The organism is Bradyrhizobium sp. CCBAU 45394, assembly GCF_028128655.1.
GTDB classification, from domain to species: domain Bacteria; phylum Pseudomonadota; class Alphaproteobacteria; order Rhizobiales; family Xanthobacteraceae; genus Bradyrhizobium; species Bradyrhizobium diazoefficiens.
In genome coordinates this window covers 291,585-312,352 of the sequence record NZ_LBIX01000176.1, presented here as the reverse complement: position 1 = coordinate 312,352, position 20,768 = coordinate 291,585, and the positions used below count along the sequence as shown (strand labels likewise).

General features: G+C 65.1%; 13 protein-coding genes, 1 tRNA gene and 2 pseudogenes. 3 read left to right on the top strand and 13 right to left on the bottom strand.

Going from position 1 to position 20,768, the window contains the following annotated elements; all coding sequences use genetic code 11:
- Positions 1-55 precede the first annotated feature (55 nt).
- Complete coding sequence (locus WN73_RS38910) at positions 56-319, bottom strand: hypothetical protein (RefSeq protein WP_271557521.1); 264 nt, start codon at positions 317-319, stop codon at positions 56-58.
- Positions 320-577: 258 nt separating this feature from the next.
- Here WN73_RS38910 and WN73_RS38905 point away from each other — a divergent pair, with 258 nt between their 5' ends.
- A complete protein-coding gene (locus tag WN73_RS38905) occupies positions 578-772 on the top strand; it encodes a hypothetical protein (RefSeq protein WP_028174084.1) in 195 nt (64 codons plus the stop codon).
- Between the two features lie 81 nt (positions 773-853).
- Here the strand turns inward: WN73_RS38905 and WN73_RS38900 are convergent, their stop codons facing one another.
- The 6 genes from WN73_RS38900 to WN73_RS38875 form a co-directional block, all read right to left on the bottom strand.
- On the bottom strand, positions 854-1,000 hold the full coding sequence (locus tag WN73_RS38900) for a hypothetical protein (RefSeq protein WP_165448159.1): 147 nt from the start codon (positions 998-1,000) through the stop codon (positions 854-856).
- 202 nt (positions 1,001-1,202) lie between these two features.
- A tRNA-Cys gene (locus WN73_RS38895) sits at positions 1,203-1,276 on the bottom strand.
- A 152-nt stretch (positions 1,277-1,428) separates the two neighbouring features.
- Positions 1,429-2,163 carry a tRNA-uridine aminocarboxypropyltransferase gene (locus WN73_RS38890; RefSeq protein WP_028174085.1) on the bottom strand — a complete coding sequence of 245 codons (735 nt, stop codon included), beginning with the start codon at positions 2,161-2,163 and terminating at the stop codon, positions 1,429-1,431.
- Between the two features lie 37 nt (positions 2,164-2,200).
- Positions 2,201-5,308 (bottom strand): efflux RND transporter permease subunit, encoded by a 3,108-nt coding sequence (locus WN73_RS38885; protein WP_271557520.1) that lies wholly within the window; start codon positions 5,306-5,308, stop codon positions 2,201-2,203.
- Positions 5,308-8,457 (bottom strand): efflux RND transporter permease subunit, encoded by a 3,150-nt coding sequence (locus tag WN73_RS38880; protein WP_271557519.1) that lies wholly within the window; start codon positions 8,455-8,457, stop codon positions 5,308-5,310. Before WN73_RS38880 ends, WN73_RS38885 begins: the two co-directional genes overlap by 1 nt.
- 36 nt (positions 8,458-8,493) lie before the next feature.
- A complete protein-coding gene (locus WN73_RS38875; protein ID WP_271557517.1) occupies positions 8,494-9,912 on the bottom strand; it encodes an efflux RND transporter periplasmic adaptor subunit in 1,419 nt (472 codons plus the stop codon).
- A 75-nt stretch (positions 9,913-9,987) separates the two neighbouring features.
- On the opposite strand from WN73_RS38875, the pseudogene WN73_RS38870 reads away from it, so the two are divergent.
- A pseudogene (locus WN73_RS38870) lies at positions 9,988-10,242 on the top strand (transposase); the annotation flags it as partial.
- Here the strand turns inward: WN73_RS38870 and WN73_RS38865 are convergent.
- From WN73_RS38865 to WN73_RS38850, 4 genes and pseudogenes are all read right to left on the bottom strand, one after another.
- Positions 10,227-10,742: a transposase gene (locus tag WN73_RS38865; RefSeq protein ID WP_271557514.1), complete on the bottom strand. Its 516-nt coding sequence runs from the start codon at positions 10,740-10,742 to the stop codon at positions 10,227-10,229. The pseudogene WN73_RS38870 and the gene WN73_RS38865 sit on opposite strands and share 16 nt — an antisense overlap.
- A complete protein-coding gene (locus tag WN73_RS38860; RefSeq protein WP_271557925.1) occupies positions 10,633-11,070 on the bottom strand; it encodes a transposase family protein in 438 nt (145 codons plus the stop codon). The genes WN73_RS38865 and WN73_RS38860 overlap by 110 nt, the downstream gene beginning before the upstream one ends.
- Positions 11,071-11,306: 236 nt before the next feature.
- Positions 11,307-12,725 (bottom strand): efflux RND transporter periplasmic adaptor subunit, encoded by a 1,419-nt coding sequence (locus WN73_RS38855; protein WP_271557511.1) that lies wholly within the window; start codon positions 12,723-12,725, stop codon positions 11,307-11,309.
- Positions 12,715-14,167 (bottom strand): annotated as a pseudogene (locus WN73_RS38850) (efflux transporter outer membrane subunit). The gene WN73_RS38855 and the pseudogene WN73_RS38850 overlap by 11 nt, the downstream one beginning before the upstream one ends.
- Positions 14,168-14,916: 749 nt before the next feature.
- On the opposite strand from WN73_RS38850, the gene WN73_RS38845 reads away from it, so the two are divergent.
- Positions 14,917-15,951, top strand: coding sequence for a cysteine synthase A (locus WN73_RS38845; RefSeq protein ID WP_011087225.1), 1,035 nt, complete (start codon positions 14,917-14,919; stop codon positions 15,949-15,951).
- Positions 15,952-15,970: 19 nt separating this feature from the next.
- On the opposite strand, the gene WN73_RS38840 is transcribed toward WN73_RS38845, so the two are convergent.
- Together WN73_RS38840 and WN73_RS38835 are read right to left on the bottom strand one after the other, a co-directional pair.
- Positions 15,971-18,208 (bottom strand): O-linked N-acetylglucosamine transferase, SPINDLY family protein, encoded by a 2,238-nt coding sequence (locus WN73_RS38840; protein WP_271557508.1) that lies wholly within the window; start codon positions 18,206-18,208, stop codon positions 15,971-15,973.
- Positions 18,209-18,324: 116 nt separating this feature from the next.
- Positions 18,325-20,595 (bottom strand): O-linked N-acetylglucosamine transferase, SPINDLY family protein, encoded by a 2,271-nt coding sequence (locus WN73_RS38835; RefSeq protein ID WP_271557506.1) that lies wholly within the window; start codon positions 20,593-20,595, stop codon positions 18,325-18,327.
- Positions 20,596-20,768 lie beyond the last annotated feature (173 nt).

Sequence of the window (20,768 nt, the reverse complement as noted above, 5' to 3'; positions counted from 1 at the left end):
GATTCGCGAGGCCGCACGAGCCACTTGCTGCGCACAAACTCACAGACCCGCTATGTCAGCCGCCGGCCTGATCGAACACGGAACGGCAAGCCTCGCTCAAGCTTGACCGGTTACGGCGCAGGCAGGCCGTGATGGCGCGGACATTGGGAATCTCGCCGGCGCAGAGCCGGTAGACGTCGGGGGTGCAGGCCCGGCGCTGCTCCGCCGTTCCCTGCTGCGCGTGAGCCGCGGAGGCAAACAGCGTCAGGAACAGTCCGACCGTGGAGGCGTGTCGCGCCCGGCTCTTCACACCCGCTAACCGCAAGAACCTTGCCTTCATGACGAAGTCTCCTGTCTGCCCTGCCCGCCCCGGCCAGCCGTTGGCCGATGTGTGCAGGGGTAGGAGAAATAAATCGTGGAGAATGTGATCCCTTTCACACGGGCAGCCAGCCCGGGACGCCTAAGTTCCCGCGAGGATTTTCAGGAATCGCTAACCATACGAGACCTGATCGCCGGATCGTTAAAATGCGAACGATCGGCTCAATCGGGCAACAAACCGGCTTTGCGACATTGCGCCATCCGCGTTCCGGAGGGTGCGATGAGCGAAGCCGAATTCAACTTGCTGCTGGATGCCGTCCGCGACGCCATCGTCCATGACGATTTTGCGCCCGCGCCGGAGGAGGAATTCGTGCCCCGCTCGTGGAGCTTCGACGCAACGCCCAAAGCCGCCAATGACAATGAGGGCGCCTGGCCCATGCTGCCGTTTCCCGACGGCTGGTACGCGGCCTGCTGAGGCCACCTTCACCGTGAACGAATGCGCCCGCCTGCTGGGCGGTTTGGCATCGCCATGCGCCGGAACCCGGCGCGGCCACGATCAATTCTTGACGCGCTCCTCGCCGTCCTGCGGCACCCGGTCGGGTGCGGCCGGCGGAAAGATGCTGTCATAGATCGCACGGGCCTCGCGAATGAGACGGGCCCGCTCCAGCTCGGATTTCGGGACAAATCGAACGACGTCGCTCACGTGCTCTCCAGCTTTCAGGGTTCGTGACGCATCACTTCGCAGATGCGAAGTCTATGCCATCGGGCCTGAATCGCTGGTTTCCGCCAAGCCCCGGGCAAACCCGGTGGCAGCGTCCCGCCTCACCCCGGCAGCCGACGGCGAGCGGCATCGGTGGAACCTGCGCCGAATTTGATTTTTTGGCTGAAAAATCAGAAGCTTGTGATGGAGGCCACGACCAGAATTGAACTGGTGTACACGGTTTTGCAGACCGTTGCGTAACCACTCCGCCACGTGGCCCCGTAAGGGCGGACCAATATAGGGGATCAATGGCTTAGGCAACCCCGACCGGGCGGCTAAGCCTTCGCGCCAGCGAGATATCGGCCGAGAATCTCCTCGGTCGCGCCGGCAGCGGCGAACCAGCAGGATCGCGCGGATGACGTAGGCCGAAGTCAGGCTCGCTTGCCCCGCCGGACACCGCGCCGGCGGTCCTTGACCACCGGCTTCGGCGCCAGTTCAGGCATCTCCGCCTGCACCTCGCGATAGCGCGTCAGCATCCGCTCGAAGCTCGCATGCAGCGTCTCGGCGATGTCGGGGCGCCGCTCTAGGCCTGCCAGGATCGCAGCAGCCGCTTCGATGGTCGACAGCCCGTCCTTGCGCGGCTCCTTGCGCAGGCGCCCGTAGCGCGAGGGGCGCGACGGGTTGAGGATCACGCGCTGGCATTTGAGCATCCACGGATTGCGCCACCACAGCGCCTTGGCCTGGCTCCAGGTGCCGTCGAGCAGCACGACGCCTTCGAGCTTGCCGAGGATCGCGCGCTGGTTGTCCGCGACCTCGCCCTTGCGGTTGAGCGCGACGATCTCGGCCTCGGCTTCGAGATCGGCCGCGCGGGCCGAGCCAAGATAGAGCACGGCCCAGTGGGAGGCATTCTCGACCGGCTGCCCGAGCGCCTTGGACAGGCTCGGCCAGGACAGGCCGACGCGCACCACGGCATTGGGGAAGTGCTTCGCAGTCAACCGCGCGGTACCGAGCGCCCTGTCCTGCTCCTGCGGATGCTGGAGGATCAAGAGGCCGAGGCGATTTTCAATGGGCGCGACACTGTCGCAGATGCACAGCGGCATCGGCTTCTGGCAGTGCGGACATTCGGGGATCGGGTCGGCCGGCGCGGCGGCAGTAGGGTTCGACATGGCCGCCGCTATACGCTTTGCACGGCGGTTCAACAACCTATTCCGCCGGTGCGGGCAGCGGACGCGGCCCTGTTCGCCGCCGCAGGCGGTCGATCAGCAGGTAGATCACGGGCGTGGTGTAGAGCGTCAGGATCTGCGAGACGAACAGGCCGCCGATGATGGTGATGCCGAGCGGACGGCGGAGCTCGGTGCCGGGCCCGGTCGCAACGACCAGCGGAATGCCGGCGAACAGCGCCGCCATCGTCGTCATCAGGATGGGGCGAAACCGGGCCTGGCAGGCCTCGAAGATCGCCTCCGCCGAGGACAGGCCGCGCTGGCGCTCGGCGTCGAGCGCGAAGTCCACCATCATGATGCCGTTCTTCTTGACGATGCCGATCAAGAGGATGATGCCGACGAAGGCGATCACCGTCAGCGGCGTGTTGGTGATCTGCAGGGCCAGCAGCGCGCCGAGGCCGGCCGAGGGCAGCGTCGAGATGATCGTGAGCGGATGGGCGAGGCTCTCATAGAGCACGCCAAGCACGATATACATCGCCACCAGCGCACCGAGGATCAGCAGCGGCTGGCGGCCACTGGTCCTGGCGAAATCGCCGGCATTGCCGTCGAAGCTGCCGCGGATGCCTTCCGGCATATGCAGCTCCTCGACCGCCCGCTGGATGTTCTGCGTCGCAGCCTGGAGCGGCACGTCCGGCAGCAGGTTGAACGACACCGTGGTCGAAGGGAACGACTGCGAATGATAGACCGCGAGCGCGGCAAGGCCGCGCGTCGCGCGCACCACGGCCGACAGCGGCACCTGCACGTCGCCGGCGCCGGCGACATAGATGCGATCGAGGTTGGAAGGATCGACCTGGAATTTCGGGTCGATCTCCAGCACGGTCATGTACTGGTTACGCTGGGTGTAGATGATCGAGATCTGCCGCTGCGAGAACGCGTTGTTCAGCGCGTTGTCGATGTCCTGAACCTTGACGCCGAGCGCCGAGGCCTTCTGGCGGTCGATGCTGAGCGTCAGTTGAAGCCCGCCGGGATCGCGATCGCTGGAAATGTCGGTGATGCCTTCGACGCTCTCCATGCGCTTGGCGACGATCGGCGCCCATTTCTGCAACAGGTCGAGATCGGTCGAGGAGAGCGTGTACTGGTAGTCGGAATCGCTCTGCCGTCCGCCGGCGCGCACGTCCTGGGCGGCGAACATGAAGAGGCGGATGCCGGGCACCGGGAACAGCGCGCGCCTGAGACGGTCGATCACGACCTGTGTCGAGACGTGGTCGCGTTCCTCCGGCGGCTTCAGGCTGATGAACATGGTGCCGCGGTTCGAGGTCGCCGCCCCCGGGCCCCCGCCTCCGCTGCCGACGGTCGAGCCGATGCCGGCCACGGCCGGATCCTGCATCACGATGTCGGCGAGCCGCTGCTGGAGGCTGAGCATCGATTGGAACGAGATGTCGGCCGAGGCCCGCGTCGCGCCGATGACGAAGCCGGAATCGTCGGTCGGGAAATAGCCCTTGGGCACCTTGATGTAGAGCGTCACCGTGAGACCGATGGTGGCGAAGAACACCAGCAGCGTCAGCAGCGGGAATTCCAGCACGGTGCGCAGGGTGCGGGTGTAGAAGGCGACGATGCGCGACAGCGAGCCCTCGATCAGGCGATCGAACAGGGTCGCGGTGCCGGAGGTGGTCTGCCGGATGTAATGGGCGCAGATCATCGGCGTCACGGTCAGCGACACCAGCGTCGAGACCAGGATCGCGAAGGTGAGCGTCAGCGAGAATTCGCGCAGCAGGCGGCCGACGATGCCGTCCATGAAGATCAGCGGGGTGAAGGCGGCGATCAGCGACAGGCTGATCGACACGACGGTGAATCCGATCTGCTTCGCCCCCTCCAGCGCCGCCTCGAACGGCCGCATGCCGTGCTCGAGATTGCGGAACATGTTCTCGATCATGACGATGGCATCGTCCACCACGAAGCCGACGGAGATGGCGAGCGCCATCAGCGACAAATTGTCGATCGAGAAGCCTGCGACCCACATCCCGGCGCAGGTGCCAGCCAGCGCCAGCGGCACCGAGATGCCGGCCGCGATCGTCGGCGTCATCCGCCGCAGGAACACGAACACGACGAGCATCACGAGGATGGCGGTTGCCAGCAGGGTCCACTGCATGTCGAGGACGCTGGCGCGGATCGTGCTGGTGCGATCGACCAGGGTGGAAATGTCCACGCCGGCCGGGATCCATTGCTTCAGCTCGGGGATCAGCGCCTTCACGCGGTCGACGGTGTCGATGACGTTGGCATCGCCCTGCTTGGTGATCTGGATCAGCACCGCCGGCTGCTTGTTGAACCAGGCGATCGAGCGGGCGTTGCGGACGGAGTCCTCGATTTCGGCGACGTCGGAAAGCCGGACGAAATTGCCGTTGGAGCTCTTGATGACGATGTCGCGGAACTCTTTCGCGGTGCGCATCTGCTTGTTCAGCGACAGCGTCTCGCTCTGGCGCTCGCCGTTGAAGATGCCGACGGGACCAAGCGGATTGGCGTTGACGATTGCGGTCCGCACGTCGTCGGTGGCGATGCCGGCGTTCGACAGCGCGACGGGGTTCAGCTGCACCCGCACGGCCGGCTGGTCGGCGCCGCTGACCGTGACGTCGCCGACCCCCGGCACCTGCGAGATGCGCTGCGCCAGCACCGTATCGGCGACGTCGTAGATCGCGCTCGCCGACAGTGTCTTCGAGGTCAGCGCCAGCACGAAGACGGGCGCGCCGGCCGTGTTCGCTTTCCGGAAGCGCGGCAGGGTCGGCAGATCGCTCGGCAGGTCCACCAACGAGGCGTTGATCGCGGCCTGCACGTCGCGCGCGGCCTTGTCGATGTTGCGGCCGATGTCGAACTGGAGCTGGATGTTGGTGACGCCGAGCGACGACGTCGAGGTGATCTGGTTGATGCCTGATATCTCACCTAACCGCCGCTCCAGCGGCGAGGCCACAGTCGCCGCCATCACGGAAGGGTCGGCGCCGGGCCGGCTGGCCGAGACGAAGATGGCGGGGAAGTCGACGTTCGGGACCGAGGCGACGGGCAGGAACTCGTAGGCGACGACACCCAGCAGGAACAACCCGATCGACAGCAGCGTGGTCGCGACCGGGCGGCGGATGAAGGGCTCCGAGATCGATGCCATCACTGCATCCCCTCGGTCGCGCCCGCGACCGGCGGGCCGCCGGATTCGGCCGGCGGCAGCGCCTGCTCGAGGCGGCGGTTGATGCGGTCGAGCGCCAGGTAGATCACGGGCGTGGTGTACAGCGTCAGGAGCTGGCTCAGCAGCAGGCCGCCGATGATGGAGATGCCGAGCGGAAAGCGCAGCTCGGCGCCGGTGCCGCTCTCGATCGCCAGCGGCAGCGCGCCGAACAGCGCGGCCAGCGTCGTCATCATGATCGGGCGGAAGCGCAGGAGACACGCCTGCACGATCGCCTCGTTGGGCGACATCCCCTGCCCGCGCTCGGCCTCGAGCGCGAAGTCGATCATCATGATCGCGTTCTTCTTGACGATGCCCATCAGCAGGATGATGCCGATCAGGCCGATCACCGAGAGATCCTGTCCGCACAGGACCAGCGCCAGGATCGCGCCGACGCCGGCCGAGGGCAGCGTCGACAGGATGGTGATCGGGTGGATGTAGCTCTCGTAGAGCACGCCGAGCACGATGTAGATCGTGATGACGGCGGCGAGCAGCAGCCAGGGCTGGCCGGCGAGCGCCTTGGCGAATTCGGCGGCATCGCCGGCATAGACCCCGACGATGCTGTTGGGCATTTCGATGCGGGTCTCGATCGTCTTCACCGCTTCGACGGCATCGCCGAGGGCTGCGCCCGGCGCGAGGTTGAAGCTGAGCGAGATCGCCGGGAATTGCGCCTGGTGCGAGATCGCCAGCGGCGCCGTGGTGCGCTTCAGCGTCGCCACCGCCGACAGCGGCACCTGGGCGTTGGGCGCGCCGACGATGGCGCTCGCGGCGCCCGGCAGATAGAGCTTCGACAGGATCGAGGGATCGCGCTGGTACATCGGCAGCGCCTCCAGCACGACGCGGTACTGGTTGGCCTGGCCGTAGATGGTCGAGATCTGCCGCTGGGCGAAGGCATCGTTCAGCGTGTCGGTGATGCCTTGCAGGCTCACGCCGAGCTGGCCCGCCCGCGTTCGATCCACATCGAGCTGCGCCCGCAGGCCGCCCTCCTGCGCCTCCGAGGAGACGTCGCGGAACAAGGGATCGCGCCGCATCTCCGCAACCAGCTTGCGCGCCCATTCCGACACCAGCGCCGCATCGGTGCCGGTCAGCGTGTACTGGTATTGCGAGCGGCTCGACTGGTTCGAGATCTGCACGTCCTGCACCGGCTGGAAATAGACGGTCATGCCGGGGATGCCCGACACCCTCTGCTTCAGCCGGGTCACGACCACGCTGACGTCGTCACGCCGCTCGCCGCGCGGTTTCAAGGTCATGACGAGACGGCCGACATTGGTGGTCGGATTGACCGAGCCGGCGCCGATCACCGAGACGACGCCGACCACGTCGGGGTCTGCCTTGATGGCGTCGGCGGCCTCGGCCTGCCGCTTCTGCATCTCCGCGAACGAGACGTCGGGTCCGGCCTCCGTCACCGCCGTGATCGAGGCGGTGTCCTGAAGCGGCAGGAAGCCCTTTGGCGCCACGACGTAGAGGACGAGGGTTGCGATCAGCGTGGCGAAGGTCACGACCAGCGTGGCGCGCTGGCGCTCCAGAACCCAGAGCAGCGTGCGGTGATAGAACTCGACGGTGCGGTCGATGAAGCGGCTGATCGCAGCGAGGCCCGGCACCGCCACTTCCTCATGGGCGTGCCTCAGCAGCCGCGAGCACATCATCGGCGTCAGCGTCAGCGAGACCACGGCCGAGGTCACGACCGCGATCGTCAGCGTCAGCGCGAATTCGCGGAACATGCGCCCGACGAGGCCCGACATGAACAAGAGCGGGATGAACACCGCGATCAGCGACACCGTCAGCGAGATCACCGTGAAGCCGATTTCGCTCGCGCCTTTCAGCGAGGCCTCCATCGGCCCGTCGCCATTCTCCATGTGGCGGACGATGTTCTCGATCATCACGATGGCGTCGTCGACCACGAAGCCGGTGCCGATCGTAAGCGCCATCAGCGACAGATTGTCGAGGCTGAAGCCGGCAAAATACATGATGCCGAAGCTCGTGATCAGCGACAGCGGCAACGCCACGCCCGCGATCAGCGTGGCCCTGAGCGAGCGCAGGAACAGCAGCACCACCAGCGTCACCAGCACGACGCTGAGGATCAGCGTGAACTGCACGTCGCGCACCGAGGCGCGGATGGTGACGGTGCGGTCGGAGACGATGGTGAGGTTCACGCCGGCCGGGATCGCGCGCTGGACCTTCGGGATTTCGGCGCGGATCTGGCTGACGACGTCGATGACGTTGGCGCCGGGTTGGCGCTGGATGTCGATGATGACGGCCGGCGTGCCCTGGTACCAGCCGCCAGTGCGGTCGTTCTCCAGGCCATCGACGATCTGCGCGACGTCGGCGATCGTGACCGGCGAGCCGTTGCGATAGGCGATGATGACAGGCTTGTAGGCCTCGGCGGCGGCGATCTGGTCGTTGGCGGCGATGATGTAGGATTGCTGCGCGCCGTCGAGCGAGCCCTTCGGACCCGAGACGTTGGCATTGGCGATCGCGGTGCGCAGATCCTCCATGGCGATACCATAGGCCGCCAGCCGCGCCAGATCCGCCTGGATGCGCACGGCCGGCTTCAGCCCGCCGAGCACGGAAACGCGCCCGACGCCGGAGATCTGGCTCAGCCGTTGCGCCAGAAGCGTATCGGCGATGTCGCTCATCGCCCGCAGCGAGATCGTGTCCGAACGCAGCGCCAGCGTCATGACTGGCGCATCCGCCGGGTTCACCTTGGCGTAGGTCGGCGGATATGGCAGCGTCTTGGGCAGCACGCCGGCTGCGGCGTTAATCGCGGCCTGGACGTCCTGGGTCGCGCCGTCGATGTCGCGGTTGAGGTCGAACTGGAGCGAGATCTGGCTGACGCCGAACGAGCTCGTCGAGTTCATCGCCGACAGCGACGGGATCTGGCCGAGCTGCCGCTCCAGCGGCGCGGTGATCAGCGAGGCGATCACGTCGGGGCTGGCGCCCGGCAGCTGCGTCGTCACCTGCACGGTCGGGAAGTCGACCTGCGGCAGCGCCGAGACCGGGAGCGAGAAATAGCCCAGCAGCCCGCCGATCAGGAGCGCGATGCCGAGCAGCGAGGTCGCAATGGGACGGCGGATGAAGGGTTCGGAGACACCCATGGGATGCGCCTGCCGCTCAGGCGGCTGTTGTCGGGATCATGGCTGCTTGGCTCCACTTCCCGTTGCCCCGGGTCCCGGTGCCGGCCCGGTCTGTCCCTTCTGGTCGCCTTCGCTGCTGCTCCGCTTGGCGCGGGGCTCGCCGTCCTTTTGGCCGTCCTTGGCGCCATCCTTTTTCTGAGCGTCCGGCCCGCGCGAGCGCTTGCGCGGCGCGAGGTCGGCCGACGGCGTCTGGTCGTCGCGTCCGACGACGACCTTTGAGCCATCGGACAGATTGGCAAAGCCTGTCGTCACGACGCGGTCGTTCGCCGACAGGCCGCTGGCGATGACGGCGTCATGCTCGTTCTGCTGGGTCACCGTCACGGGCTTGGCCGAGACGACGTTGTCTTCGCCGATGACATAGCTGAAGGTGCCGATCGGACCGCGCTGGACCGCCGACGTCGGGACGACCAGCGCCTGCATCAAGGTCTCGACCTTGAGGCGGACATTGACGAACTGGCCCGGCCAGAGCTGGTAATTGGCGTTGGGGAACTCAGCCTTGAGCCTGAGCGTGCCGGTGGTCTGGTCGACCTGGTTGTCGATGCCGGTCAGCTTGCCGGTATCGATCACGGTGACGCCGTCATTGCCGAACACGTCGACTGCGAGCGCGCCCTTGGCGGCGGCCGCATTGACCCGCATGATCTGCTGCTGCGGCAGGCTGAACCACACCGCGATCGGCTGCAATTGCGTGATGACGACGAGGCCGGTGGTGTCGGCGGCGTGGATGATGTTGCCCTGGTCGACCTGGCGCAGGCCGGCGCGCCCCGAGATCGGCGCAACGATCTTGGTATAGCTCAGCGTCGCCGCCGCATTGTCGATCGCGGCCTGGTCGGCCTTCACCAGCGCCTCGGTCTGGGCGACCAGCGCGCGCTGCGTATCGGCCTGTTGCTTGGAGCCGGCGTTGGAGGCGGCGAGCTGCTCATAGCGGGTGAGGTCAATGCGCTGGTTGGCGAGCTGGGCCTGGTCCTGCGCCTTCTTGGCGACCGCCTGATCGTACGTCGCCTGATAGAGCGCTGGATCGATCTCGCCGACCACGTCGCCCTTCTTGACGTCCTGGCCTTCGGTGAAATTGACCGCGATCAGCTTGCCGTCGACCTGCGAGCGCACGGTGCGCCGCTGGGCGGCTTCGCAGATTGCTTCCGCATCGGCGGCATCATTCTTCTGCCGCTTTACGAAAGGCTTTACATAGTCTGGCGCGAGTCGCACCGCATGCCCCAATCTCCCGATCTCGCGCCCCCAGTAGTGGCTGCTGGCGCAGGCCTCCATGGCGACCGTGCACGTCGGCTGCGCGGCAAGACATTTAAGGACCTGATCCCGGCGCAGCTTCTTGCGGAAAAGCACGGTTCCTGATGCATCCGCGCCGTGCATCTGGAACACATTCTTCGCCAGATCCAACCCGATTATGCTAACTTCCGACATGGACGCCTCCGTTCAAGTGATGGTCAACGACACCACTTTGGCACAGCGATGCCGTGAGGGGGCGTCCACCCCATCAACTTGCCCGCTCACAAGGTCCATAGCGTTCGAGAGGCCATCCAGGCGGCCGGAGCTAGCCTGCTCTATCTTCCGTCCTACAGTCCAGACTTCTACCCGATTGAAATGGCCTTCTCCAAACTGAAAGCGCTGTTGCGGGCCGCCGCAGCGCGCACCATGCCCGATCTCTGGCAAGCAATCGCCAACGCTCTCAAACGCTTCTCACCCGAGGAATGTCAAAATTATCTCGTCGCGGCTGGTTACGACGCAACGTGATCGGAAAGCGCTCTAGGAGCTGGGAGCGATGCGCGTCCAATTCTTAGGCGACAGATTTCATCCCAGCGTTCGCGTCGTGCAGCCTTTCGATCCGCCCGCAATTGTGCAAGGCCGGGCGGGAGCGTGGAACTGCCAGTCTTCGGTCGTTGCACGGACGCCATGATTTGCACGGCGGCGGCTATGCTGTGACGATGGCGGCCGACCGCGTGGCGCAGGGCCTCACCCAGACTGTTGAGCAGGTGCCAGCGGTCCGCCACCTGCACCGCGTCGGGGGCGCCGCAGCGTGCGCCATCAGTATAAAGTCCCGCACGATCGCGGGCGACGACCTTGATCTCCGGCCAGCGCTTCAGCCAGCTCGCAACACTGCCGGCGTTACGATCGGGAAGCAGGTCAAGCACGCAATTGCGCTCCAGATCGCAGATGATCGTTCCACATCGCTGGCCACGACGCCAAGCCCAATCGTCGATGCCGACGACGGTCGGGGCAACGAAATCCGGCAAGGGTGTCGCCGCTGACTGGCATGGCCAGTTTGCGCGACAGGCGCGAGCCGGGCTCACCGCCGACCGCAAAGCCGATCGCCAGCTGGCTCTCGCCGAGGCGGGTTGTGCGTCTTGCTTTCGGCCGCACCGTTGCCGGTAGCCGCTCAGTGAATATCCGACGCGGGCATTGCGGATTCGCGCATCGAAAGCGTCGCGCCTGAAGCCGGATTTCGACAACCCGCCCCTGCCATGGCAGATCGGCTAAGCGTCGCTCGTAATGGCTGTGGACGCGACCCGTCTGGCCGCCGCAACAGGGGCAGAGCGAGACCGCTGACTTTGGCCGAGCCACGAGCACCCCCCTGTCGGTCTGGGGAAGGATCTCGACAATCGAACGTTCGGGGGAAACCAGTGAGCGGAAGGCATGGAGCAAGGCGAATTACGGGCGTCGACTGCGATTCCGACCTTAGCCGAGCACGCCGCCAATCAGCAGCGCAATGCCGAGCAGCGAGGTTGCGATCGGCCGCCGGATAAAGGGGTCGGAGACACCATGGGATGCGCCTGCCGCTCAGGCGGCTGTTGCCGGGATCATGGCTGTTTGGCTCCAGATCCCGATGGTTGAGCCCCCGGCCCTGGCGCCGGACCGGTCTGGCCCTTCTGGTCGCCCTCACTGCTGCTCCGCTTGGCGCGAAGCTCGCCGTCCTTGCCTTGTCCGTCCTTCAGCCCGTCCTTCTGACCGTCCTTGGCCTGGCCATCCTTCTTCTGGCCATCCGGCGCACGCGTGCGCTTGCGCGGGACGAGGTCGGCCGACGGGGTCTGCTCGTCGCGGCCGACGATCACCTTGGAGCCGTCGGACAGATTGGCGAAGCCTGCGGTCACGACCTTGTCGTTCGCCGTCAATCCGCTCGCAATGACCGCGTCATGCTCGTTCTGCTGGGTCACCGTCACAGGCTTGGCCGAGACGATGTCGCCCTCGCCGATGACATAGCTGAAGGTGCCGATCGGTCCGCGCTGCACCGCCGACGTCGGCACCACCAGCGCCTGCGACAAGGTCTCGACCTTGAGGCGGACATTGACGAACTGGCCCGGCCAGAGCTGGTAATTGGCGTTGGGGAATTCAGCCTTGAGCCTGAGCGTGCCGGTGGTCTGGTCGACCTGGTTGTCGATGCCGGTGAGCTTGCCGCTGTCGATCACGGTGACGCCGTCATTGCCGAACACGTCGACCGACAGCGCGCCTTTGGCAGCGGCGGCATTGACCCGCATGATCTGCTGCTGCGGCAGGCTGAACCACACCGCGATCGGCTGCAATTGGGTGATGACGACAAGGCCGGTGGTGTCGGGGGCGTGGATGATGTTGCCCTGGTCGACCTGGCGCAGGCCGGCGCGCCCCGAGATCGGCGCCACGATCTTGGTATAGCTCAGCGTCGCTGCCGCATTGTCGATCGCGGCCTGGTCGGCCTTGACCAGCGCCTCGGTCTGGGCGACCAGCGCGCGCTGTGTGTCGGCCTTCTGCTTGGAGCCGGCGTTGGAGGCGGCGAGCTGCTCGTAGCGCGTCAAGTCGATGCGCTGGTTGGCGAGCTGGGCCTGGTCCTGCGCCTTCTTGGCGACCGCCTGATCGTACGTCGCCTGATAGAGCGCGGGATCGATCTCGCCGACCACGTCGCCCTTCTTGACGTCCTGGCCTTCGGTGAAATTGACCGCGATCAGCTTGCCGTCGACCTGCGAGCGCACGGTAACGGTGTTGAGCGCGCGGATCGCGCCGACGCCGTCGAGATAGACCGGGACGTCCTGGATGCGGGGCGTTGCCGCCAGCACCGGCACCGGCAGATCGGGGCGCTGGTTGCGGCCGTTCGCCTGCTGCGGCTGCTGATGCCACACGGTCCAGCCGAGATAGCCGAGGCCGCCGAGGATCGCGAGCGTGACCAGAGTCAGGATGAAGCCGCCGCGCGACGATTTCCTCACCGTCCCCGCCTTCGCGTCATCCTTCTTATCCGGCTTAAAGAGCATTGACCGGTTTCTCCATCCTCGGTTCCCAGCCGCCGCCGAGCGCCTGATACAGGCTGACGATGGCGAGAAGCCGTGCGAGTTGGGCCTGCGACAGCGCGTCTTCCGCCTGGAACAGGGTCAGCTGGGTGTTGAGCACGGTCACGATATCGGCGGTGCCGGCGCGCAATTGCTGCTCCGACAGATCGAACGCGCGCCGCGAGGCGGTGACGACATCGCGCTGCAATTGCAGCTTGATCGTAGTCTGCTTGATCGAGAACAGCGCATTGTCGACGTCGGCGAAGGCCTGGACGATGGTCTTGCGGTAGGTCTGGAGCAGTTCGTCCTGCCGCGCCTTGGCAAATTCGAAATTGCCGAGGATCTTGCCGCCGTCGAAGATTGGCTGGGTGGCACTGCCGACCAGCTGGAAGAAGGCCGCATGCGGCTGGAACAGCGACACCAGCGCCGAGCTCTGATAGCCGCCATTGCCGGTGAGCTGGATGGTCGGAAAGAACTGCGCGCGGGCATTGCCGATGTTCGCGGTCGCCGAGGCGAGCTGCGCCTCCTGCCGGCGGATGTCCGGCCGCTGCGTCAGCAGCTCCGACGGCAGGCCAGGCGTCACGCGCGGGATCGCGATCCGGTCCAGGGAGCCGCCGAGCACGCGCACGCTCTCGGCGCGGGCGCGAGACCAGCACGGCGAGCGCGTTGACGTTCTGGTCGAGCGTCTGGCGCAGCGGCGGCACCAGCGCCTTCTGGTTGGCGACCACGCTCTCCTGCTGGGCAACGTCGAGATCGGTGCCGGTGCCGGCCTTGCGACGCTCCTTGACGGCATCGAGGATGCGTTGCGCGCTCGCGATGTTGCGCTGGGAGGTCCTGAGGCGATCCTGCGAGGTCAGCACCTGGAAATAGGCGTTGGCGACACTCGCCAGCGTCGTGAGCGCGACGACGTCACGATCGAAACGGTTGGCGTTCGCTGTCTCCTCCGCGGTCTGGAGTGCGTCGCGATTCTGGCCCCAGAAATCGAGCTGGTAGCTCGCGCTCAGCGAAGCCGAATAATTGACGACCTCGCGGCCGCCGTTGGTGAGACCCGAGGACGACGAGCCCGAGGTGCGTGAATAGGTTTCCGATCCGCCGGTCGACACGCTCGGCAGCAGCGCAGCGCCCGCCTGCCGCGCCTGGGCGTCCGCCTGGACGATGCGCGAGACGGCGGCCGCGATGTCGAGGTTGACGGTCTGCGCCTCCTCCATCAGCTGCGTCAGCTCGGCGGAACGGAAGCCGCGCCACCAATCCAGCGACGGCGGCGTATCCCCCTTCCCGGCGTATTTGTACTGCGCGGGAACATCGAGCGCGGGATCCGGAAGATCCTGCGTCAGCACGCAACCGCCCGAACCGGCGGCGAGGCACAGCACCGCAAGCCAGCGCGCCGCACGACGCGTCCGGGACGCAGAACCCAGAGACCGCCGCATGACGGTCGCCAGAACATGCTGTGTCACTTCCACCCCCCGCCGGGCAGACCGAGCCGCCACCGCGCAGCCGGATTAACCGATTCGCGGCCGGACAGTCGGGGGGCTTCGTGTAGCTCGATCACAACGGTGATGCTTTCAGCGGAACTTTGAGCTTCATACTAGCCGGGCGCGGAACAGCGGGACAGTCCCGCAGGTGCGAGATGGCGACCCGGATGCGCGGATATCCGCGCCATGAAAGTGCAAGATATGGCTGTCTTGCAAAGACTTCTCGTATTTTTCCGCCATCGCGAAGCGGATTCAAGCTTACCAAGATTTCATGTGATATTGGCGCCACACCCACACGGATCCGTTTGATCCGGCGGAGCATTGGTCGGCAACAAGCTTTATGCGGCTTTGGCTCCACCTCAAACCGCGGCGGGCCATCGTCACGAAGCCGGCAGTGATCGAGAAGGAATATGCAGCTGTTGTGCAGATGTGTCGTCCGCCATCTCGCCCCGGCGGAGATTGGGCGCCAAGGTTAATCGCGACGACCATTATCTTCCATGCCCTGACAGTTGTCGGACAAATCATTCCACCGAAATCCGGCGCCGCAGCTCAGGATCGCCCGCGCTCATCTTCCCCCGAAATATGGTTGCCCGGAGGGGCACTTCCACCCGTTTCGCCGCAGCGCAAAAGCCTTCCCCTTTGGCCTCCCAGGCACTAGGTTCTGGCCAACCTGATCAACCCCTTGCCAGTGATTTCCCCCTGACATGACCATTCGAAACGACGTTGTCGAAGCCATTGGCAACACCCCGCTGATCAAGCTCAAACGCGCCTCGGAGGCGACCGGCTGCACCATTCTGGGCAAGGCCGAATTCATGAATCCCGGCCAGTCGGTGAAGGACCGCGCCGGCAAGTGGATGATCCTGGAGGCCGAGAAGCGCGGCGAGCTCAAGCCCGGCGGCCTCGTGGTGGAAGCGACCGCCGGCAATACCGGCATCGGGCTCGCGGTCGTGGCGAGTGCGCGCGGCTATCGCACGCTGATCGTGATCCCGGAGACGCAGAGCCAGGAGAAGAAGGACTTTCTCAAGCTGTGCGGCGCCGAGCTGATCGAGGTGCCGGCGCTTCCTTACGCCAATCCCAACAACTACCAGCATGTCGGCCGCCGGCTCGCCGACGAGCTGCGCAAGACCGAGCCTAACGGCGTGCTGTTCGCCGACCAGTGGAACAATCTCGACAATGCGAAAGCGCATTACGAGTCCACGGGGCCGGAGATCTGGGAGCAGACCGGCGGCAAGGTCGACGGGTTCGTCTGCTCGGTCGGCAGCGGCGGCACGCTCGCCGGCGTCAGCCGCCTTCTGAAGGAAAAGAACAAGAACGTCCGGATCGCCTGCGCCGACCCGCATGGTGCCGGGATGTTCGATTATTTCAGGACCGGCGAAGCCAAGGCGACGCCGGGCGGTTCGATCACCGAAGGTATCGGCCTCAACCGGGCGACCGCGATCGTCGAGAGCGCGAAGGTCGATGACGCCTATCTCATTCCCGACACTGACGCCGTCACGGAGATCTACGACCTGCTCCAGCACGAGGGCCTGTGCCTCGGCGGCTCGACCGGCATCAACATCGCCGGCGCGATACGCCTCGCCAAGCAGCTCGGCCCCGGCAAGACCATCGTCACCGTGCTCTGCGATTCCGGCAGCCGCTATCAGTCAAAACTGTTCAATGCGGACTTCATGCGCGCCAAGAACCTTCCGGTGCCGGAATGGCTGGAGAAGCGCAGCAACATCAAGCCGCCCTTCGTTTGATCGTCGCGGTTCGGCCGGTTCACGCCACCTCGCCGTGTTCCGAGGCCACGGCACAATAGTCGCGCCAGAACCGGCGATATCCTGCCTCGACCTCACGCGTGTAGATCTCGACATTGCCGGCGGGCGAGGCCGCAATCTGAGCCGGCAACTCCGCGCGCAACTTCGCCAGATGAGCGGGCTGCGCCGCAAATTTGCACGCGATCGCGGCATAGCCCGCGTCGTCATCGGCAACCCAGTCGGCAAGACCGACGGCCGCCACGATGGAGGCACCGGCGCGCGAGGAGGCACCGTTACCGAGCTTGGCGACGACCGGAACGCCCGCATAGAGGGATTCCCAGGTGCTGACGCCGCCATTTTGCGGGAACGTGTCGAGCGAAATATCGACATTGGCAAAGGCCCGCAGATGCTCGGCGCGCGGGCTCGAGCCCAGGCAAGTGATGTTTGCTTCGGCGACGCCATGCGCCACGAACCGCGCGATCAGGCGGTCGCGCACCAAGGGATCGTCAAGCATAGTATGCTTGATGATGATTTTCGACCCGGTCACCTCACGCATGACGCGCGACCAAACGCGGATCGCCTCATCCGAAATCTTGTAAATCCGGTTGAACACGCCGAAGGTCACGTAGCCATTGCGGAGCATCGGAAGCTCCGAGGGCGGCACATCCAGGATCGGATCGATCGTGATCAGGCAGGGCAGATCATGGACCTTCTCGGCCAACAGATGGCGGGCCGATTGCGGAATGAAGACCGGATCCGCGAGCACATAGTCCATGGTCCGAAGGCCAGTGCCGGTCGCGTGTCCGAATCCAGAGACCTGGATGGGGGCCGGCTTCCGCGCAAAGACAGGGAGCCTGTTGCCGGTCGTGTGTCCGGACACGTCGATCAGGATATCGACCTTGTCGGCCTCGATGCGATCGGCCAATTGATCGTCCGAGAGCCGCCCGGCCTCGACCCAGACGTCCGCCAGCGACTCGAATTTGGCGGTCACTTCATCTCGTACCGGTGAGCACGAATAGCAGACGATTTCGAATTTGCTATGATCGTGATGAGCGAGCACTGGCAACAGCGTGAACCCTGCCGAGTGGAACCAGAACTCGGCAGCGACATAGCCGATCACGATCCTCCTGTCGGGATCGAACTGCCGGGGCGCGAGCTTCCTTTGCGCCAATTTGACGCCGATTGCGTCCCACCACTGCGTTCGGGCGGCCTGCTGAACAGCGAAATCGGCGTCGGAGAGATAGTCCAGGAAAAAGATCTTCCGCCCGATCAGGCTGGCATCCGTCACAATGGCCAGCGCCGCATCCAGCAATTCGATCGCCGATGCGATCTCTCCCTGGTTTGCAAAACAAGCACTCATCAGCGCCATCGCGCTCGCGGAGCGCGGATTTTCCTCCAGCAACGTGGTGCAGGCCAGGATCGCCTGCGCCGTATTTCCCACGGCGAGCGAGACTTGCGCCTTCCCCTGCAAGGCCACCTCGAGCTTGGGCGAAATCGCAAGGGCTGCGTCAAAATCCGCAGCCGCCTGTTCCAACCTCGACATCTCAAAATTGAGCCGTCCGCGGTTCGCCAGGATCTTCGCCGAACCTGGCCTGATCGCGAGCGCCGCCTCGAGCGCGCCCTTTGCCTCGTCGAAGTTCTTGAGCTCGATATTGACCAAACCTTTGCCGACGAGCGCCTCCACGTTTCGCGGCTGAAACAGCAGCGCCCGCTCGAAACTTTGCCTGGCGCGATCAAGCTGGCGCAGCGCAAGCTCGGCCAGGCCACGGTTGCAGAACGCGTCGGCATAGTCAGGCTTTAGCCTGATCGCGCGATCGTACATCTCGATCGCCTGCTCGGGCAGGTTCATGTTGAGCAAGGTATTGCCGAGGCCGGTCAGGGCCGGCGTGAAATTCGGCTTCAGCGCGATCGCCTTCTCCTGGCATGCGCGAGCGGCCTCGAATTTCTGAAGGACGACGTACACGGCCGCGAGATTGTTGTGGGCCTCGTGCGAACGCGGATCGATCGCGATCGCGCGCTCGAGCAGCTGTTGCGCCTCTTCCAGGCGCCCGCCCTGTTGCACGCTCAGGCCGAGCAGGTGCGTGGCGTCGAAATGATCCGGAACGGCTTGCACGATCTGGCGGCAGAGCGCCTCGGTCTCCGCATACCTGCCTTGGCCATAGGCGCTTGCCGCGGCAGAGATGACGGCGTCCGCCTGCTTCTTCAATTTCTTCTGCAATCGCGCATTCTGGAATGCGCGCGCGCCGACGCTGCTCTGCAAGGTGTCTCTCCGGAAGATGCCCCGCGGCGAGACTAACTGATTCGCGCGGCGGGCCGGCCGGTCGGCGGGACCGGAAACCCTTCCGGGCTATTCCGGGGCTCGCTGCAGGATCCGGCTCAGGAACCGCTAGGTGCGTCTGTCCCGCTTACCGCAGCGTCGCCGCTCTCCGAGGCGGCGGCACAATAGTCTCGCCAGAACTGGCGGTAACCCGCTTCGAGCTCACGCGTGTAGATCTCGACATTGCCGGCGGGCGAGGCTGCGATCTGAGCCGGCAATCCCGCGCGCAACTTCGCCAGATAATCGGGCTGCGATGCAAACTTGCGGGCGATCTCGACATAGCCATCGTCATCCTCGGCGACCCAGTCGCCGAGACCGACGGCGGCCACGATGGAAGCGCCGGCGCGCGAGGAGGCTCCAATGCCGAGCTTGGCGACGACCGGGACGCCCGCATAGAGGGATTCCCAGGTGCTGATGCCGCCATTCTGTGGGAACGTGTCGAGCGAAATATCGATCTTGTCAAAGGCCATCAGGTGGTCGTTGCGCGAGGTGGTGCCGAGGCAGGTGATATTCTCCTCGGCAATGCCCTGCGCCACGAAACGCGCGATCAGGCTATCGCGCAGCAGGGGATCATCGAGCAGACCGTGCTTGAGGACGATCTTGGATCCCGGAACCTCGCGCATGATCCGCGACCACACACGGATCGCATCATCCGATATCTTGTAGATGCGGTTGAACACGCCGAAGGTGACGTAGCCGTTGCGGAGCATCGGCAACTCGGACGGCTGCAGATCCGAGACGGGCTCCATCGTGATCAAGCACGGCAGATCGTGGATCTTTTCGGGAAACAGATGCCGGACCGACGGCGGAATGAAAACGGGATCCGCGAGCACATAGTCCATGGTCTGCATGCCCGTGCCCGTCGCGTGTCCGAACCCAGTGGCCTGGATCGGGGCAGGCTTCCGCGCGAAAACTTGCAACCTGTTACCGGTCGTATGGCCCGAAACGTCGATCAGGATGTCGACATTGTCAGCCTGAATGCGATCGGCGAGTTCGTCGTCCGAAAGGCCCCAGGCGTCGACCCAGACGTCCGCCAGCGACTTGAACATGGCGGTGTACTCGTCCGCTCCCGGCCAGGAATAATAGCAGATGATTTTGAAGTTGGCGTGATCATGATGGCGCAGCACCGGTAGCAAGGTGAGGCCCGCCGAGTGTTGCCGGAATTCGGCAGCGACATAGCCGACCACAATCTGCTTGTCCGGATCGAGCGGCCGCTTCGGCAGCGTCCGCCGCGGCAGCTTGGAGCCGATCAAGTCCCACCAATCTCGTCGTACCGCCTGCTGGAGCGCGAAATCGGCCTCGGCGCGGTAGTCCTGCAAGAAGATCTTGCCCCTGATCGCATCTCCATAGTCCGGGCGGATCGCCAGCGCGCGATCGAGATATTCGATCGCGGCGTCCATCTCTCCCTGATTTGAATGAGAGAATCCCATCAGCGCCAAGCCGACCTCGGAGCGCGGATTTTGCTCGATCAAGGCCGTTGCGGCCGCCATCGCCTGCGCGGTCTTCCCCATCACGAGGCAGGCCTGTGCCTTGCCCCGGAGGGCCAGTTCGAGCTTGGGCGAAATGGCAAGCGCGGCCTCGAAATCCGCAAGCGCCGGCTCCAGGCGCTGCAACTCGTAACTGAGCCGCCCTCGCTGGGCCAGAATCCTCGGCGAGCCGGGCTTGATCGCGAGCGCCGTGGCAAGCTTGGCTGCCGCCTCCTCGTGGTGCCGGAGCTCCATGCTGACCATGCTGCTGCCGACGATTGCCTCGGCGTGACGCGGCTGAAACAGCAAGGCGCGATCGAAACTTTCCTTGGCGCGCATGATCTGTCCAAGCACTATCTCGACCATTCCGCGATTGCAGAACGCATCGGCGTAGTCCGGCTTGATCTTGATTGCGCGCTCGTGCAGTTCGAGCGCCTGTTCGTACTGCCCCAGATGCATCAGCGTATTGCCGAGGTTGGTCAGCGCGACCACGAAATTCGGCTTCAGCGCGATGGCCCTCTCCTGACACCGCCGCGCCTCCTCGAAATTACCGAGGTCGAAGTGCACGGTCGCCAGGTTGTTATGGGCGTCATGCAGGCGCGGATCGAGCGCAATCACGCGATCGAGCAGCTCCCGGGCCTCCTCCAGGCGGCGGCCGTCATGCGCACACATCCCGAGCAGGTGCAAGGCGTCGACATGATCCGGAAGCGCTTTCAGGATCTCACGGCATAGCGCCTCTGTCTCGGCAAATTTGCCTTGGCCATAGGCGGCGGCCGCGGCGGAGATGATGGCATCCGCCTGCTTCATCAACTTCTTCTGCAATCGCGCGTTCTGGAATGCGCGCGCGCCGCCGCTGTTCTGCAAGGTTACTCTCCGGAGGATGGCCTTACCGAGAGTCTAACTGATTCGCGGCCGAGGCCGCCCGATCGGCTGGACCGGCAACACCCCGGGATCTTCCGGTGCCCCGCGCGGGATCTGGCTCGGGACCAGCCTCGGGCATGCACCATCCAAAGCTGATGTCGATCATCTCAGGCCTC

Bases quoted from the DNA above. Each gene is read 5' to 3' on its own strand.
- WN73_RS38910 (WP_271557521.1), bottom strand. From the start codon at position 319: ATGAAGGCAAGGTTCTTGCGGTTAGCGGGTGTGAAGAGCCGGGCGCGA.
- WN73_RS38845 (WP_011087225.1), top strand. From the start codon at position 14,917: ATGACCATTCGAAACGACGTTGTCGAAGCCATTGGCAACACCCCGCTG.
- WN73_RS38890 (WP_028174085.1), bottom strand. From the start codon at position 2,163: ATGTCGAACCCTACTGCCGCCGCGCCGGCCGACCCGATCCCCGAATGT.
- WN73_RS38875 (WP_271557517.1), bottom strand. From the start codon at position 9,912: ATGTCGGAAGTTAGCATAATCGGGTTGGATCTGGCGAAGAATGTGTTC.
- WN73_RS38880 (WP_271557519.1), bottom strand. From the start codon at position 8,457: ATGGGTGTCTCCGAACCCTTCATCCGCCGTCCCATTGCGACCTCGCTG.
- WN73_RS38905 (WP_028174084.1), top strand. From the start codon at position 578: ATGAGCGAAGCCGAATTCAACTTGCTGCTGGATGCCGTCCGCGACGCC.
- WN73_RS38855 (WP_271557511.1), bottom strand. From the start codon at position 12,725: ATGCTCTTTAAGCCGGATAAGAAGGATGACGCGAAGGCGGGGACGGTG.
- WN73_RS38885 (WP_271557520.1), bottom strand. From the start codon at position 5,308: ATGGCATCGATCTCGGAGCCCTTCATCCGCCGCCCGGTCGCGACCACG.